Below are 16,091 nucleotides of genomic sequence, written 5' to 3' on the forward strand. Positions count from 1 at the left end.
GCAGTCTAACACCGATTGGCGGCGCCTTCAGTCGGCGCGCCGTCCTGGGCGGAACACAGAGGTATCGGCGTAGAAGCCAGGTTCGGCGTTATCGTCGCACCAGCCCGGAATGCCCATCACCGGCAGCGGCGCAAAACTGCGCCCGCCGCGCAGCGCGCCAGCCTGGGCCGCAGCGGCAAGGGATTGCGCCAGCATGACGTCCAGCCACGGGCCTGCCGCCTGCTGCGGCGCCAGCGGCAGCACCCATGCATGGGCAGTGACCGACTTGTACGGCTGCACCAGTTTTTCGAGTAGCGCATGGCCGAACGGCACCACCGTGCAGGCCCTGCCCCACGCCGGCCTGGATTCGACCAGCAGCCGCTGCCACGCAAACCCCTTGAGCGCATCCGCCAGGTCCTGGTCGGTGCTGACAAACAGCACCGCATTTTCGTCGAACAGGGTCGCCGCATCGCGCACGCTGCCGCGCGTGGTCTGCACGCCTTCGCGCGCAATGACCTCGGCCTGGATCTGGTTGAGCACGCGCTTGGCTTGCGGGAAATGCAGCCAGGTCAGCGCGTTGAAGAAATCGTGGAGATTGTCGCGGGTCGGGATCTCGCCGGTGGCATGGATATGCGCCTCATAGGCGCTGCCTTCCGGCAAGGCATGCTGGGCAATGAAACGCAGCGGCAGGCCGCGGGCATTGCACAGGCGGAGTTGGGCTGCATGCGCACTTAGCAGCGCGCGCAGATCGGCGCCGCCCTGCACCGCCGCAGCGAGCGCGGCACCCTGCGCAGCAAACAGCTGGAACCACGGCCGGGACCAGTCGATCCCGGCCAGCGCGGCGACGAAGGGCTCGTCGCCCGCTTGCGCCTGCATGGGCAAGGCCGCAGCAGGGTTTAGCGGGCCTTCCAGCGCAGCGTCTCGCCGCCGCGCAGCGGCACCAGCGTGGTGTCGCCATAGGGCAGCTCGGCCGGCAGTTCCCAGTCCTCGCGCTCCAGCGTCAGCGTGCCGGTGTTGCGCGGCAGGCCGTAGAAGGCCGGGCCGTTGAAGCTGGCAAAGGCTTCCAGCTTGCCCAGCGCGCCGGCGGCGTCGAAGGCCTCGGCATACAGCTCCATCGCATGCAGCGCGGTATAGCAGCCGGCGCAGCCGCAGGCGTGCTCCTTCAGCCCGCGCGCGTGCGGCGCGCTGTCGGTGCCCAGGAAAAAGCGCGGGCTGCCCGAGACCGCGGCCGCCACCAGGGCCTCGCGATGGGTCTCGCGCTTGAGCACCGGCAGGCAGTAGTAGTGCGGGCGGATGCCGCCGGTGAAGATGGCGTTGCGGTTGTAGAGCAGGTGGTGCGCGGTGATGGTGGCGCCGACCGGGCCGCTGGCGTCGCGCACGTATTCGGCCGCATCCTTGGTGGTGATGTGCTCGAACACCACCTTCAGCTCGGGCATGTCGCGGCGCAGCGGCGTCATCACGCGGTCGATAAAGACGGCTTCGCGATCGAAGATGTCGATGCTGGGGTCGGTCACCTCGCCATGCACCAGCAGCGGCAGGCCCGCGCGCTGCATCGCTTCCAGCGCCGGGTAGCAGCGGCGGATATCGGTCACGCCGGCGTCGCTGTTGGTGGTGGCGCCGGCCGGGTACAGCTTGACGCCGTGCACAAAGCCGCTGGCCTTGGCCGCGGCGATCTCTTCGGCCGTGGTGTTGTCGGTCAGGTACAGCGTCATCAGCGGCTCGAACTGCAGGCCGGCCGGCAGCGCCGCCAGGATGCGGGCACGGTAGGCCTGCGCCTGCGCCACCGTGGTCACGGGCGGCTTCAGGTTGGGCATGATGATGGCGCGTGCGAACTGGCGCGCGGTGTCGGGCAGCACGGCGGCCAGGGCCGCGCCGTCGCGCAGGTGCAGGTGCCAGTCGTCCGGGCGGGTGATGGTGAGCTTCTGGGTCATGGCTAGCTTGGGCCTGCCGCGGCGGCGGCTGGCGTTCGTCGAAATCAGAGAATCAGGATGGCGCGGTAGTCGTTCACATTGGTGCGCGTCGGGCCGGTGACTACCAGGTCGCCGATGGCATCGAACAGGCCCCAGGCGTCGTGCGCGTCCAGCTGGCGCAGTCCCGGCAGGCCGGCGGCCGCGGCGCGCGCCAGCGTGGTCGGATCGGCCAGCGCACCGGCATTGTCTTCCGAACCGTCGATGCCGTCGGTGTCGGCTGCGATCGCATGCACGCCGGGCATGCCGTCAAGCTCGACCGCCAGCGACAGCAGGAATTCGGAGCAACGCCCGCCCCGTGCCTTCGTGGCGCCACCGCCGGCAGGCAAAGTGACCGTGCACTCACCTCCGGAAATCAGCGCCACGGGCGCGGCAAACGGCGCATTGTACGCGCGAATCTCGCGCACCAGCGCGGCGTAGACGCGGGCCACTTCGCGCGCTTCGCCGGTCACGGTATCGCCCAGCACCACCGGGGTGATGCCGCGTTCGCGGAACAGCGCCGCGGCCGCCTGCAGGCTGCCATGTGCAGTGGCGATCATGCGGTGGTCGACCCGGGCGAACAGTGCATCGCCCGGCTTGGGCGTCTCCGGCACGTCGCCGCGGGCGCCGCACTCCAGGTGTGCCTGCACGCTGGCCGGCACCTGCGCGCCCCAGCGGCGCAGGATCTCCAGCGCATCGGCAAAGGTGCTCGGGTCGGCCACGGTCGGGCCCGAGGCGATCGCACTGGGATCGTCGCCGGCCACGTCCGAGACGATCAGCGTGGTCACCGGCGCACGGCTTGCCTGCGCCAGCCGCCCGCCCTGGATGCGCGAGACATGCTTGCGCACGATATTCATCTCGGTGATCGGCGCGCCACAGCGCAGCAGTTCCCGAGTGGCGGCCTTCAGGTCAGCCATCGGGATGCCTTCGGCCGGCAGCGACAGCAGGCTGGAGCCGCCGCCTGACACCAGCACCAGCAGCCGGTCCTGCGGCGTCAGCGACTGCACGCTGGCCAGGATATCGGCGGCGGCCTGCTCGCCGGCCTCGTCGGGCACCGGATGGCCGGCCTCGATCACGCGGATATGGTCGGTCGGCAGCCCGTGGGCGTAGCGCGTGACCACCAGCCCCTCCAGCGTGGCCTTGCCAGCGTAGGCACGCTCGACCGCCGCGGCCATCGACGCCGCGGCCTTGCCCGCGCCCACCACCAGCGTGCGGCCGCCCGCGTGCGGGGGTGGCAGGTGCTGCGCCACGATCTGCAGCGGATCGGCCGCCGCCACCGCCGCGTGGAAGCTGTCCAGCAGCAAGGCGCGGGGATCGCCCGCGACCGCCGCGCTCACAGCGCCTCCGCGATAGCCAGGCCCAGGTCGGCAGTGCCGGCCTTGCCGCCGATGTCGCGCGTCAGCGGCGCGTGTTCGGGGCCCGCGGCCAGCACCTTTTCGATCGCGCCCAGTACGGCGGCGCCGGCTGCTTCATGGCCCAGGTGCTCCAGCATCATGGCGCCGCACCAGATCTGGCCGATCGGGTTGGCCACGCCGCGCCCGGCAATATCCGGGGCCGAGCCGTGCACCGGCTCGAACAGGCTGGGAAAGGTGCGGTCGGGGTTGATATTGCCCGACGGCGCGATGCCGATGGTGCCGGTGCAAGCCGGGCCCAGGTCGGACAGGATGTCGCCGAACAGGTTGCTGGCCACCACAACGTCGAACCAGTCCGGATGCTGGACGAAATGCGCGGTCAGGATGTCGATGTGGTACTTGTCGACCTTGATGCCGGGGTAGCTGGCCGCCATCGCCTCGACGCGCTCGTCCCAGTACGGCATGGTGATCGAGATGCCATTGGACTTGGTCGCCGACGTCAGGTGCTTCTTCGGCCGCTTCTGTGCCAACTCGAAGGCAAACTTCAGGATGCGGTCGACGCCGGTGCGGCTCATCACGGTTTCCTGCACCACGATCTCGCGCTCGGTGCCCGGGAACATGCGCCCGCCGATGCTGGAGTATTCACCCTCGGTGTTCTCGCGCACCACATAAAAGTCGATATCGCCAGGCTGGCGGCCGGCCAGCGGGCTCCTGATGCCGGGCATCAGCCGCACCGGGCGCAGGTTCACGTACTGGTCGAACGAGCGCCGGAACTGCAGCAGCGAACCCCACAGCGAGACGTGGTCAGGCACGGCATCAGGCCAGCCCACCGCGCCGAAGTAGATGGCGTCGTACTTGACCAGCGTGTCGAACCAGTCGTCCGGCAGCATCTTGCCGTGGCGGGCGTAGTAGTCGCAGCTGGAAAAGTCGAAGTGGTCCCACTGGAAGTCGATGCCGAAGCGCCGCGCCGCGGCGTCCATCACGCGGATGCCCTCGGGCATGACTTCCGTGCCGATTCCGTCTCCGGGAATCACGGCGATCTTGTATTGGCGCATGGTTATTGGGGAGATACGTGCAGGATGGCCGGTCGCCGCGCGCGGCCGGCCGACGCTGCTTGGCAGCGGCCCGGGTGCGCGGGATAATGTCTGCATTCTATTGCAAAGCGGCAGCCCGCTGCCGACCGGTGCCCCGATATGTGCCAGCTGCTAGGCATGAACTGCGCCACGCCGACCGACGTGACGTTCTCCTTCACCGGCTTTGCCGCGCGTGGTGGCCTGACCGACCATCACGCCGACGGCTTCGGTGTGGCCTTCTTCGAGGACAAGGCCTGCCGCCTGTTTATCGACAACCAGTCAGCCGGCACCTCGCCGGTGGCAGACCTGATCAAGCGCTACCCGATCAAGTCCAAGAACGTCATCTCGCATATCCGCAAGGCCACGCAGGGCACCGTGCTGCTGGAGAACTGCCACCCCTTCATGCGCGAGCTGTGGGGTCGCCACTGGATCTTTGCCCATAACGGCGACCTGAAGGGCTTCACCCCGTTCCTGTCCGGCGTCTACCAGCCAGTGGGCGATACCGACAGCGAACTGGCCTTCTGCACGCTGATGCAGGGCCTGCGCAAGCGCTTCCCGGGTTCGCAGCCGCCGCTGAACGAGCTGTGCCATGCGCTGGCCGACATCACCCGCGAGATCACGCTGCATGGCGTGTTCAACTACCTGCTGTGCAACGGCCAGGCCCAGTTCGCGCACTGCTCCACGCACCTGTACTACATCGTGCGGCAGTGGCCGTTCTCGACCGCGCACCTGATCGACGCCGACCTGTCGATCGACTTCGCCCAGGTCACCACACCGGACGACCGCGTGGCGGTGATCGCCACCCAGCCGCTGACCGACAACGAGACCTGGACCCGCTTCGCCCCGGGCGAGCTGATCATGTTCGAGGACGGGCACCCGACCATGACGCTGACGGTGCCGATCCCGCCTGAAGTGCAGGCGAAGAACGCGGCCAACACGGCCTGCACCTGAGCCATCGGGAACGAAAAAAGGGACGCCGAGGCGTCCCTTTCTGCTTGCCCTGCCAGGCCGGTCAATGATGCAGGATCTTCGACAGGAACTGCCTGGCGCGCTCGGAGCGGTGTTCGATATTGCCGAAGAACTCCTCCTTCTCGCAGTCCTCGACGATCTTGCCCTGGTCCATGAAGATCACGCGGTTGGCCACCTTGCGCGCGAAGCCCATTTCGTGGGTCACGCACATCATGGTCATGCCTTCCTGCGCCAGCTGCACCATCACGTCCAGCACTTCGTTGACCATCTCCGGGTCCAGCGCCGAAGTCGGCTCGTCGAACAGCATGCAGATCGGGTCCATCGACAGCGCACGGGCGATCGCCACGCGCTGCTGCTGGCCGCCCGACAGCTGGCCGGGGTACTTCTCCGCCTGGCTCTTCAGGCCCACGCGGTCCAGGTACTTCAGGCCCTTGGCCATCGCCTCGTCCTTGGAGCGGCCGAGCACCTTCATCTGCGCGATGGTCAGGTTCTCGGTGATCGACAGGTGCGGGAACAGCTCGAAGTTCTGGAACACCATGCCCACGCGCGAGCGCAGCTTGGGCAGGTTGGTCTTGGGATTGCCCACCGAGGTGCCGTCGACCAGGATATCGCCCTTCTGGAACGGCTCAAGCGCGTTGACGGTCTTGATCAGCGTGGACTTGCCCGACCCGGACGGGCCGCATACCACCACCACTTCACCCTTGGCGACCTTGGTGGTGCAGTCGGTCAGCACCTGGAAGGCGCCGTACCACTTGGAGACATTGTTGATTTCGATCATACAGCCACCTTTTTCTGGTAACGCTTGACCAGCAGCGAAGCGGAGAAGCAGATAACGAAGTACACCACGCCGGCGAACAGCAGCATCTCGACGATGCGGCCGTCACGTTCGCCGATGCCGTAGGCCTGGCCGAAGAAGTCGGCCAGCGCGCTGACGTAGACCAGCGACGTATCCTGGAACAGGATGATGCCCTGGGTCAGCAGCAGCGGCACCATGTTGCGGAACGCCTGCGGCAGGATCACCAGCCGCATCGACTGGCCATAGGTCATGCCCAGCGCCTGCGCCGCGAACATCTGCCCGCGCGACACGCTCTGGATGCCCGCGCGGATGATTTCCGAGTAGTACGCGGCCTCGAACAGCGCAAAGGCCACCAGCGCGGACGTCATGCGCAGGTCGGTCGCCGGCGACAGGTTGAACAGGTTCTGCAGCACCTGCGGAATGATCAGGAAGAACCACAACAGCACCATCACCAGCGGGATGGAGCGGAAGATGGTCACGTACCCCTGCGCAAACCAGTTCAGCAGCCTGAACGACGACAGCCGCATCATCGCCAGGATGGTGCCCCAGACGATGCCCACCACCACCGCGGTGACGGTGATCTTGAGCGAGACCATCATGCCCTCGCCCAGGACCTCGAGCGTGGCAGGGGTGATGGAAGTGAAATCGAAGGAATAAGCCATGGCGCCCCCTTACTTGCCGCCGATAAAGCCGGGCACGCGCGTGCGGGCTTCCACCCAGCGCATGATCAGCATCACCGTCACGTTGATCAGCGCGTACATCAGCGTGACCGCGATGAACGATTCATACGGGCGCGCGGTGTAGTCCACCAGTTGCCGGCCCTGCGCCGCCAGTTCCAGCAGGCCGATGGTCGAAGCCACCGCCGAATTCTTGAAGATGTTCAGGAATTCGGAAGTCAGCGGCGGCACGATCACGCGGAACGCCATCGGCAGCAGCACGTGGCGGTACGTCTGCGGCAGCGTGAAGCCCATCGCCAGGCCGGCATTCTTCTGCCCGCGCGCCAGCGAGTTGATGCCCGAGCGCACCTGCTCGCAGACCCGCGCGGCGGTGAAGGTGCCCAGGCACAGCATGGCGGCCAGGAACTGCTGCGCGAACGGGTTCATCTGCTTGATCGCCTCGCCACCGGGCAGCAGCTCGGGCGCGACGAAATACCAGATGAACAGCTGCACCAGCAGCGGGATGTTGCGGAAGATTTCCACATAGGTGGCGGCGATGCCCGCCAGCCACTTGTTGGGCACGGTGCGCAGCACGCCGAGCACCGAACCGATGACCAGGGCGATGACCCAGGACGAGAGTCCCAGGGCGAGCGTTACCTTCAGGCCCGAGATCATCCAGTCCAGGTAGGTCTCGTTCTGGGCGGCCTGTTCGAGGAAAACTGCCCAATGCCAGTTGTAGTTCATGTTGCGTCCTCAAAAAGAAACGGAAGGACATGCCTTCCGTTTCACACTGCTGTCAACGGCAGGTCAGTCCAGCGCCTTGTCGTTCGGCGTCTTGAACAACGCCTTCATGTCTTCGGACAGCGGGAAGTCCAGGTTGAGGCCCTTCGGCGGCACCGGCGTCATGAACCACTTGGTGTACAGGGTGTTGATCGAACCGTCCTTCATCATGCCGGAGATCACGGTATCGGACAGCTTCTTGAACTGCGGATCGTCCTTGCGGATCATACAGCCATAGGACTCGCGCGATTGCGGCTTGCCCACCACGATCCAGTCGGCCGGGTTCTTGGCCTTGGCGCGCTCGCCGTACAGCAGCGCGTCGTCCATCATGAACGCGACCGCGCGGCCCGATTCCAGCGTCAGGAACGACTGGCCATGGTCCTTGGTGCTGATGATGTTCACGCCCAGCTTCTGGTCGTCGTTCATCTTGCGCAGCAGGCGCTCCGACGTGGTGCCGGCGGTGGTGACGACGTTCTTGCCCTTCAGGTCGGCCCAGTCCTTGATGCCGGCGTCCTTCTTCACCATGATGCGCGTGCCGATGATGAAGATGGAGTTGGTGAACCCAACCTGCTTCTGGCGCTCCAGGTTGTTGGTGGTGGAGCCGCACTCGATGTCGATGGTGCCGTTCTGCAGCAGCGTGATGCGGTTCTGCGAGGTGATCGGGATTTCCTTGACCTGCAGGTTCGGCAGCTTGAGCTGGTCCTTGATGGCTTCCACGATCTTCATGTTGATATCGTAGGAATAGCCAACCTGACGCACGCCGCCCAGGTTGTAATTGAACGGAATCGACGACTCGCGCACGCCCAGCGTGATGACGCCGGTGTCCTTGATCTTCTTCAGCGTGCCCGTCAGTTGTTCAGCTGCCTGTGCCGTCCCGCACATCACGCCCCCGGCAATCATCAGGGCAGCCAGCTTGGCGAAATTCATAACATCTCCTTGACCATGAAGAGAAAGCGGGATTCTAGAGATAAAACCCCCACTGGTGAAACAGTATTGCGCAGCATCCGCCGCAATACAACTGGGTTTTCTCCTAGAACCCCACTTCAGGGCAATCACTGCGCACGGCGTCCGGATACGACAACGCGGTCTCCGGCGCTTGCCGGAGACCGCGTCTGACGGTCATGAGCCATGGGGAGCGGGACGATTATTGCATTGCACCATGGCAGTGCCTTATCCCGTTTCCCGTGCCCGGATCAGGGATACAGGCCGCGCATCTCGCGCGCCTGCAGGATCCGCGTACAGGCCACGATAAACGCCGCCGTGCGCAGCGTCACCTTGTTGTCCTGTGCCACTTGCCAGATTGCCCGGAAGGCTTCTTGCATGATCCGTACCAGGCGCTGGTTGATTTCTTCCTCGGTCCAGAAAAAGCTGGAGAAATCCTGCACCCATTCGAAGTAGGACACGGTCACGCCGCCGGCGTTGGCGATCACGTCGGGACAGACCAGGATATTGCGCTCGCGCAGGATATCGTCGGCTTGCGGCGTGGTCGGGCCGTTGGCGCCTTCAATCACCAGCTTTGCCGTGATCTTGGGCGCGTTCTGCACCGTGATCTGGCCTTCCAGCGCGGCCGGGATCAGGATGTCGCAGTCGACTTCCCAGAACTGCTCGGTGCGCAGGACTTCGCCGCGGAAGCCTTCGATGGTGCCGCTGTGCGAGGCGTATTCCATCATCGCCGGCACGTCCAGGCCGGCCGGGTCGAACAGCGTGGTGCGGTGGTCCTGCACCGCCACCACCTTGGCGCCGGCCTCATGGAACAGCTTGGCCGCCACCGCGCCCACGTTGCCGAAGCCCTGCACCGCCACGCGCGCGCCCTTGATCTCCAGGCCGATATTGCGCGCGGCCTCGGAGCCGACCACGAACACGCCGCGGCCGGTGGCTTCGTGGCGGCCGAGCGAGCCGCCCAGCGAGATCGGCTTGCCGGTCACCACGCCGGTGGCCGTGCTGCCGGAGTTCATCGAGTACGTGTCCATCATCCAGGCCATGACCTGGGCGTTGGTGTTCACGTCCGGCGCCGGAATATCCTTGCTCGGCCCGATGATGATGTTGATTTCGCTGGTGTAGCGGCGCGTCAGGCGTTCCAGCTCGGCGTGCGAGAGCGTGCGCGGATCGACGCGGATGCCGCCCTTGGCACCGCCGTAGGGCACGTTGACCGCGGCATTCTTCACCGACATCCAGGCCGACAGCGCCATCACCTCGGACAGGGTCACGTCCTGGTGGAAGCGCACGCCGCCCTTGCCCGGGCCGCGCGACAGGTTGTGCTGCACCCGATAGCCCTCGAAATGGGCAATGGTGCCGTTATCCAGTTCGATGGGAACGTCGACGATCATCGCGCGCTTGGGGCGCTTGAGGGTTTCGACCCAGCGTGCCAGCGAGCCCAGGTAAGGCGTGACACGGTCGACCTGCTGCAGGTAGATGCCCCAGGGGCCGAGATGGTCGGCATTGAGGTAAGACGGGAGTGCGTGCTTTTGGCCAGCAATATTGGTCGGTGCTGCGGAAGACATCGGTTGGTTCCGGTGTGAAGAATGCCCGCAAGCTTAGGGCTGGCGCCCCGCCCGAATCCAATGCCGTTTGCTCATCCGGTCATGCAAAACCTGCATAACGTTGTCATCTGGCGGAAACCGGGGAGCCGGCCGGCTGGCCGGACTGGGCCGCCGACAAGGTCGACCACACCTGGTCGACCAGCTGGCGCTTGCGCCGTGCCCCGGCGCGGCGTTCGTTGCCGTTCTCGCCCGGGCGCTCGCGGTACAGGCGGATTTCCATGTCGATCGACAACGGCAGCCCGCGCGCCGACTCGGCCCGCACCAGCCGGCCCGCGGCCACGTCCTCGCGCACCGCGCTTTCGGGCAGGAAGGCCATGCCGTGGCCGGCCAGCGCCATCACCTTGAGCGCCTCGGCCATGTCGGTCTCGTAGCATTTGTCGAGCTTGAGCGCCTCGGAGGTGTCGGCCAGCAGCAGGTCGACCATGCGGCCGAGGAAGGCGTTGGGCGTGTAGCTGAGGAAGGGCACCGGCTTCTTGTCGGTGCCGGGCAGCCGGAATTGCGGCTTGCCGGCAGCGTCCGGCACGCTGTAGGGCGACAGCCGCTCGGTACCAAGTACCAGCATGTCGTACCGGGCCGGATCCAGCTGGATCGCCTGGCGCGCGTGGTGGTAGACCATCACCAGGTCGCAGCCGCCCTCCACCAGCATCAGCACCGCGTCGTGGACGTTGAGCGCGCGCAGCCGGCACGGCAGCGTGCCGATCCTGCGCTCCAGCGCCTTGAGCCATTCCGGGAAGAAGGTCAGCGACAGCGTATGCGGCACCGCGAACTCCAGCACCTGGGCGTTGGCCGAGCGCTGGCCGCGCATCAGCGCACGGGTCTCGCTGACCTGCGCCAGCATGGCCAGCGCCTGCTCGTAGAACACCTTGCCGGCCGGGGTCAGGCTGGTGGGGTAGCTCGAGCGGTCGATCAGCTCGGTGCCGACCCACGCCTCCAGCGACTGGATGCGGCGCGAGAACGCCGGCTGCGTGACGTGGCGCAGCTCGGCCGAGCGCGAGAAGCTGTGCGTCTCGGCCAGGCTGACGAAGTCTTCAAGCCATTTGATTTCCATGACGCGGATTATCCACCCGCGCCCGGGCCTCCGTCACCTGTCCGGCGGCAAGCCGTCAGCCACGATGCGCCCAGCCGGTCATGCGCTTCTCGACCACCGCAAACAGCTCGTACATCGCCATCGCCATCACCGCGATCACCACCAGCCCGGCAAAGGCCAGCGGCATCTTCATAGCCGAGCCGGCCGACACCAGCAGGTAGCCGATGCCCTCGTTGGCGGCGTTCATCTCCGACACCGTGGTGCCGACAAAGGCCAGCGTGATCGCCACCTTCAGCGAGGCGAAGAAATACGGCATGGCGCGTGGCAGACCGACCTTGAACAACACGTCGCGCCGTTTGGCGCCGAGCACGCGCAGCACGTCCTCCAGTTCCGGCTCCAGCGTGGCCAGCCCGGTGGCGATATTGACCATGATCGGGAAGAACGAGATCAGGAACGCGGTCAGGATGGCCGGACCCGCGCCCAGGCCGAACCACACCACCAGGATCGGCACGAAGGCGGCCTTGGGCAGCGCGTTGAAGGCCGTCATCAGCGGATAGCTGGCGGCATAGAGCAGCCGCGACGAGCCCATTGCCAGCCCCAGCAGCACGCCCACGGCGATGGCCACGCCGAAGCCCACCATGGTGGTCCAGAAGGTGCGCCACGCATGGCCGGCGATCACGTCGGCATATTCCACCAGCGAGGCCACGATCGCCGATGGTGTCGGCAGGATAAAGTCGGACACGCCGAAGGCCATGCACGCGCCCTGCCACAGCAGCAGCACCGCGGCCAGCAGCAGCCAGGGCGCCACGCGCTGCACGCGGCGCTCCTGCGCGGAAGTGAGAGTCATCATGGTAGCTTTGCCTCAGTGTTGGCGCACATGGCCGATCTTCTCGCGCAGCACGTGCACCAGGTCGGCAAATGGCTCGGTATAGGTCAGTTCCAGGTCGCGCGGGCGCGGCAGGTCGATCTCCTTGCGCATCAGGATGCGGCCCGGGCGCTGGCTCATCACGTAGACGGTGTCGGCCAGGAACACGGCCTCGCGCAGGTCGTGCGTGACCAGGATCACGTTGAAGCGCTGCGCCTGCCACAGGTCGCGCAGCACGCACCAGAGCTCCTCGCGCGTAAAGGCGTCGAGCGCGCCGAAGGGCTCGTCCAGCAGCAGCATGCGCGGCTCGTGGACCAGCGCGCGGCAGATCGAGGCGCGCTGCTGCATGCCGCCGGACAGCTGCCACGGGTACTTGTCCTCGTAGCCGGCCAGGCCCACCGTATGCAGCAGCTTGCGCGCGCGCTCGACGTACTCGTCGCGACGTGCGCGCAGGGTGGAGCGATATGGTTCGACGATCTCCAGCGGCAGCATCACGTTGTCCAGCGTGGTGCGCCACGGCAGCAGCGTGGGCGCCTGGAAGGCCATGCCGACCTGCTTGAGCGGGCCGGTCACCTTCTCGCCGGCAATCCTCACGACGCCGCGCGTGGCCGCCTTGAGCCCGGTCGCCAGCTTCATGAAGGTGGACTTGCCGCAGCCGGACGGGCCGACGATGGCAATGAACTCGCCCGGCGCCACCTGCAGCGAGATGTCCTCGACCGCGAACTCGCCCTTGTGCGCGAGCTCGTCGTTATAGGCCAGCCAGACCCGGTTGAAATCGACAAAGGGTTCCGCGGCCGCGGGCGCGGCGCTCCCGCCGGAGGCGGGCATGAAGGCAGCCTGGCGCGTCATCATCGCAGCACATCCAGTTCGGCCGCGCTGGGCAGGAACGCGTCGGTCCACAGGGCATCGGGGTTGATGCGGCCCTTGGTGCCGAAGGCATCGGCCACCTGCGAGGCCATCAGCGACAGGCGCGGCTTGCTGACGCGCCCGAAGCCCTCGGCCTTCGCGTCCGGCGACTTGACCACGCTGTCCAGCGCCAGCTTGAGCCGGCGCACTTCCAGCTTCTCATCGATGATGCCGTCGCGCGCCTTGACCGCCTTGATGCCCTCTTCCGGCCGCGCGATCACGTCGCGCGCCGACTTGCTGAAGGCGCGCAGGAAGGCCTTCACCGCCTCGGGGTTCTTCTTCATGAAATCCTCGGAGGCGATCACCGCGTTGCCGTACAGCTTCACGCCGAACTGCGGGTACGGCAGCACCACGATGTCTTCATCCTTCACGCCGCGCGCGTTCAGGTTCAGGATCGATGTGAACGAGAACCCGGTGATGGCATCGAGGTCGCCGCGCGTGAGCATGGTCTCGCGCAGCGTCGGGTCCATTGCCTGCCAGTTGAACGAGGACGCCTGCAGGCCGTTGGCCCTGGCGAAGATCGGGAAGGCGCGGCGGCCGGCGTCGAACACCGGAGCGCCCATGCGCTTGCCGGCGAGGTCCTTCGGCGCGCGGATGCCGGACTTCTTCAGCGCGAGGACGGCGGCGGGCGTGTTGTTGTAGACCATCATCACGGCCACCGGCTTGTTCTTCGCGTCGGGGTTGTTGCCGTAGAACTCCATCACCGACGACATATCGGCGAAGCCCATGTCGTACGTGCCCGAGGCCACGCGGTTGACCACGTTGCCCGAGCCGTTGCCGGCATCGATCGAGACGTCGAGCTTCTCGGCCTTGTAGTAGCCCTTCTGCTCGCCCAGCAGGAACAGCGCCGCCGGCCCTTCGAAGCGCCAGTCGAGCTGGAAGCGGACCTTGGTTGGTGCAGCCTGCGCGTGGGCCGCGCCGGCGAACTGTGTCGACAGCACCAGGCTGGTGCCGATCATCACGCCGAGCTTCAGCAGGCGGCGCCGTGCCGCAGTGCGGGACGCGCGCGTGCCGGTATGTTCATGGTTCTCGGCGGCAGCAGCGCAAACGCCGGGGGACGCTAGCGCAGCGTGGAAATGAGGCATGGAATCTCTCCGTTGATCGTGATCTCGGAGGGATTCGTCCGCAAGGGACGTGCCAGGTTTTTTAGCCCCGTTTCAGGGCGTGCCCGCAAGCGATTGCCGAACCAAAAGTGTGCGAGGCGATTGCCGCAGCGCCATCGTCGGCAATGATTGTCGACAATGCCCGCCGCCCCTTGGTGCATGCGGATACAGGAGAATGCAGTCCCGTCAGGCGTCCTGCGTGGCGTCGCCCACGTCGAGTGCCAGCGCATCCGCGCCCACGGCTTCGCCGCCCTTGGCGGCGGCGCGCGCCTGGATGTCCCACATCTCGGCGTAGCGGCCACGCGCGCGCATCAGCTCGGCATGGGTGCCGCGCTCGACGATGCGGCCGTGGTCCATCACCAGGATCTGGTCGGCATGCACGACGGTGGACAGCCGGTGCGCGATCAGCAGCGTGGTGCGGTTCTGCGCCAGCCGCATCAGCTCGGCCTGGATCGCCTGCTCGGTGCGTGAATCCAGCGCCGAGGTGGCTTCGTCGAAGACCAGGACCGGCGGGTCCTTCAGCAGCGTGCGCGCGATCGCCACGCGCTGCTTCTCGCCGCCGGACAGCTTCAGGCCACGCTCGCCCACCGGGGTCTCGTACCCCTGCGGCAGCTCGCGGATGAAGCTGTCGATCTGCGCGGCGCGCGCGGCGGCGATGACCTCGTCGCGGCTGGCGTCTGGCCGGCCGTAGGCGATGTTGTAGAAGATGCTGTCGTTGAACAACACCGTGTCCTGCGGCACGATGCCGATGGCGCGGCGCAGGCTGTCCTGCGTGATCGCGCGGATGTCCTGGCCGTCGATCTCGATGGCGCCGCCGTTGACGTCGTAGAAGCGGAACAACAGCCGCGCCAGCGTCGACTTGCCCGAGCCGCTGTGCCCGACCACCGCGGTGGTGGTGCCCGCCGCGATGGTGAAATCCACGCCATCCAGGATCAGCCGGTCCGGCTCATAGCTGAAGCGCACGTCGCGGAAACGCACCTGCGCGCCGCTGACCTGCAGCGGCTGCGCGCCGGGCGCGTCGGCCACCTCCTGGTTGGTGCCCAGCAGCACGAACATGCGGTCCATGTCGGTGGTGGCCTGCTTGATCTCGCGGTAGATCACGCCGAGGAAGTTCAGCGGGATATAGAGCTGGATCATCAGGGTGTTGACCAGCACCAGGTCGCCCAGCGTGAGCTTGCCGTCGACCACGCCCACGGTGGCGCGCCACAGGATCAGGATCAGCCCCAGTGCGATGATGGTCTGCTGGCCGAAGTTCAGGAACGACAGCGAGTTCTGCGAGCGGATCGCCGCGGTGCGGTACTTGCGCAGGTTCTCGTCGTAGCGCTGCGCCTCGTACTCTTCATTGCCGAAGTACTTGACGGTCTCGAAGTTGAGCAGCGAATCGATCGCTTTCTGGTTGGCGCGCGAATCGAGCTCGTTCATGCGGCGGCGGAAATGCGTGCGCCATTCCGTCACCACGATGGTAAAGACGATATAGCCCACCAGCGCGCAGCCGGTGATGGCCGCGAACCAGATGTCGTAGTGCAGGATAAAGAAGCCGATCACCAGCCCCATCTCGACCAGCGTGGGCAGGATGCTGTACAGCGAGTACGAGATCAGCGACTGGATGCCGCGCGTGCCGCGCTCGATGTCGCGGCTCATGCCGCCGGTCTGCCGGTCCAGGTGGAAGCGCAGCGACAGCGCATGCAGGTGCCGGAACACCTGCAGCGCGATCTCGCGCACGGCGCTCTGCGTGACCTTGGAAAAGAGCATCTCCCGCAACTCGGTGAACAGTGTCGCCGACAGCCGCAGCAGCCCGTAGGCGACGATCAGCCCGACCGGCACGGCCAGCAGCGCGCGCGGATCGCCCGGCTGCAGGTTCATGCTGTCGATCAGCTGCTTCATCAGCACCGGCACGCCCAGGTTGGCCACCTTGGCGGACACCAGGCACGCCAGCGCCAGCATCACGCGCCACTTGTAGTGCCAGACATAGGGCAGCAGGTTGCGCACCGTCTGCCAGTCGCTGCGGGGCGCGCGCTGACCGGGAAAGAGCGTGTTTGAAGCAGGAGCGGGGGCCGGCTCGGCGGTCGTGGAATAGCGGCGCATACGTTAGAATTCGG

General features: G+C 66.4%; 15 protein-coding genes. 1 reads left to right on the forward strand and 14 read right to left on the reverse strand.

Annotated features, from left to right (window positions below):
* Positions 1-27: 27 nt before the first annotated feature.
* From C265_RS25730 to C265_RS25745, 4 genes are read right to left on the reverse strand one after another with little or no spacing between them, the layout of a single operon-like run.
* Positions 28-855 (reverse strand): DUF3025 domain-containing protein, encoded by an 828-nt coding sequence (locus C265_RS25730; RefSeq protein ID WP_010813909.1) that lies wholly within the window; start codon positions 853-855, stop codon positions 28-30.
* Positions 856-875: 20 nt separating this feature from the next.
* Positions 876-1,910 carry a dihydroorotase gene (gene pyrC, locus C265_RS25735; protein WP_010813910.1) on the reverse strand — a complete coding sequence of 345 codons (1,035 nt, stop codon included), beginning with the start codon at positions 1,908-1,910 and terminating at the stop codon, positions 876-878.
* A gap of 44 nt (positions 1,911-1,954) precedes the next feature.
* Complete coding sequence (locus C265_RS25740; protein ID WP_010813911.1) at positions 1,955-3,262, reverse strand: glycerate kinase; 1,308 nt, start codon at positions 3,260-3,262, stop codon at positions 1,955-1,957.
* A complete protein-coding gene (locus C265_RS25745; RefSeq protein ID WP_010813912.1) occupies positions 3,259-4,332 on the reverse strand; it encodes a tartrate dehydrogenase in 1,074 nt (357 codons plus the stop codon). The genes C265_RS25740 and C265_RS25745 overlap by 4 nt, the downstream gene beginning before the upstream one ends.
* Positions 4,333-4,470: 138 nt before the next feature.
* Between C265_RS25745 and C265_RS25750 the strand changes: the two genes are divergently transcribed.
* Positions 4,471-5,301 carry a class II glutamine amidotransferase gene (locus C265_RS25750; protein ID WP_010813913.1) on the forward strand — a complete coding sequence of 277 codons (831 nt, stop codon included), beginning with the start codon at positions 4,471-4,473 and terminating at the stop codon, positions 5,299-5,301.
* A gap of 61 nt (positions 5,302-5,362) precedes the next feature.
* On the opposite strand, the gene C265_RS25755 is transcribed toward C265_RS25750, so the two are convergent.
* The 10 genes from C265_RS25755 to C265_RS25800 form a co-directional block, all read right to left on the reverse strand.
* Positions 5,363-6,097: an amino acid ABC transporter ATP-binding protein gene (locus tag C265_RS25755; RefSeq protein ID WP_010813914.1), complete on the reverse strand. Its 735-nt coding sequence runs from the start codon at positions 6,095-6,097 to the stop codon at positions 5,363-5,365.
* Positions 6,094-6,777 carry a glutamate/aspartate ABC transporter permease GltK gene (gene gltK, locus C265_RS25760; protein WP_010813915.1) on the reverse strand — a complete coding sequence of 228 codons (684 nt, stop codon included), beginning with the start codon at positions 6,775-6,777 and terminating at the stop codon, positions 6,094-6,096. Before gltK ends, C265_RS25755 begins: the two co-directional genes overlap by 4 nt.
* 9 nt (positions 6,778-6,786) lie before the next feature.
* Positions 6,787-7,515 (reverse strand): amino acid ABC transporter permease, encoded by a 729-nt coding sequence (locus C265_RS25765; protein ID WP_010813916.1) that lies wholly within the window; start codon positions 7,513-7,515, stop codon positions 6,787-6,789.
* Positions 7,516-7,578: 63 nt separating this feature from the next.
* Positions 7,579-8,478: a glutamate/aspartate ABC transporter substrate-binding protein gene (locus C265_RS25770; RefSeq protein WP_010813917.1), complete on the reverse strand. Its 900-nt coding sequence runs from the start codon at positions 8,476-8,478 to the stop codon at positions 7,579-7,581.
* 266 nt (positions 8,479-8,744) lie between these two features.
* Positions 8,745-10,052 carry a Glu/Leu/Phe/Val dehydrogenase gene (locus C265_RS25775; protein WP_010813918.1) on the reverse strand — a complete coding sequence of 436 codons (1,308 nt, stop codon included), beginning with the start codon at positions 10,050-10,052 and terminating at the stop codon, positions 8,745-8,747.
* Between the two features lie 103 nt (positions 10,053-10,155).
* Positions 10,156-11,139 carry a LysR substrate-binding domain-containing protein gene (locus C265_RS25780; protein WP_010813919.1) on the reverse strand — a complete coding sequence of 328 codons (984 nt, stop codon included), beginning with the start codon at positions 11,137-11,139 and terminating at the stop codon, positions 10,156-10,158.
* A gap of 55 nt (positions 11,140-11,194) precedes the next feature.
* Positions 11,195-11,968, reverse strand: coding sequence for an ABC transporter permease (locus tag C265_RS25785; protein ID WP_010813920.1), 774 nt, complete (start codon positions 11,966-11,968; stop codon positions 11,195-11,197).
* 12 nt (positions 11,969-11,980) lie between these two features.
* The gene (locus tag C265_RS25790) at positions 11,981-12,835 is read right to left on the reverse strand and encodes an ABC transporter ATP-binding protein (RefSeq protein WP_010813921.1); all 855 of its coding nucleotides are present in this window, start codon (positions 12,833-12,835) and stop codon (positions 11,981-11,983) included.
* A complete protein-coding gene (locus C265_RS25795; protein ID WP_010813922.1) occupies positions 12,832-13,974 on the reverse strand; it encodes an ABC transporter substrate-binding protein in 1,143 nt (380 codons plus the stop codon). The genes C265_RS25790 and C265_RS25795 overlap by 4 nt, the downstream gene beginning before the upstream one ends.
* A gap of 204 nt (positions 13,975-14,178) precedes the next feature.
* Complete coding sequence (locus C265_RS25800) at positions 14,179-16,077, reverse strand: ABC transporter ATP-binding protein/permease (protein ID WP_010813923.1); 1,899 nt, start codon at positions 16,075-16,077, stop codon at positions 14,179-14,181.
* Positions 16,078-16,091 lie beyond the last annotated feature (14 nt).

The organism is Cupriavidus sp. GA3-3 (assembly GCF_000389805.1).
In the GTDB taxonomy this organism is placed as follows: Bacteria; Pseudomonadota; Gammaproteobacteria; order Burkholderiales; family Burkholderiaceae; genus Cupriavidus; species Cupriavidus necator_D.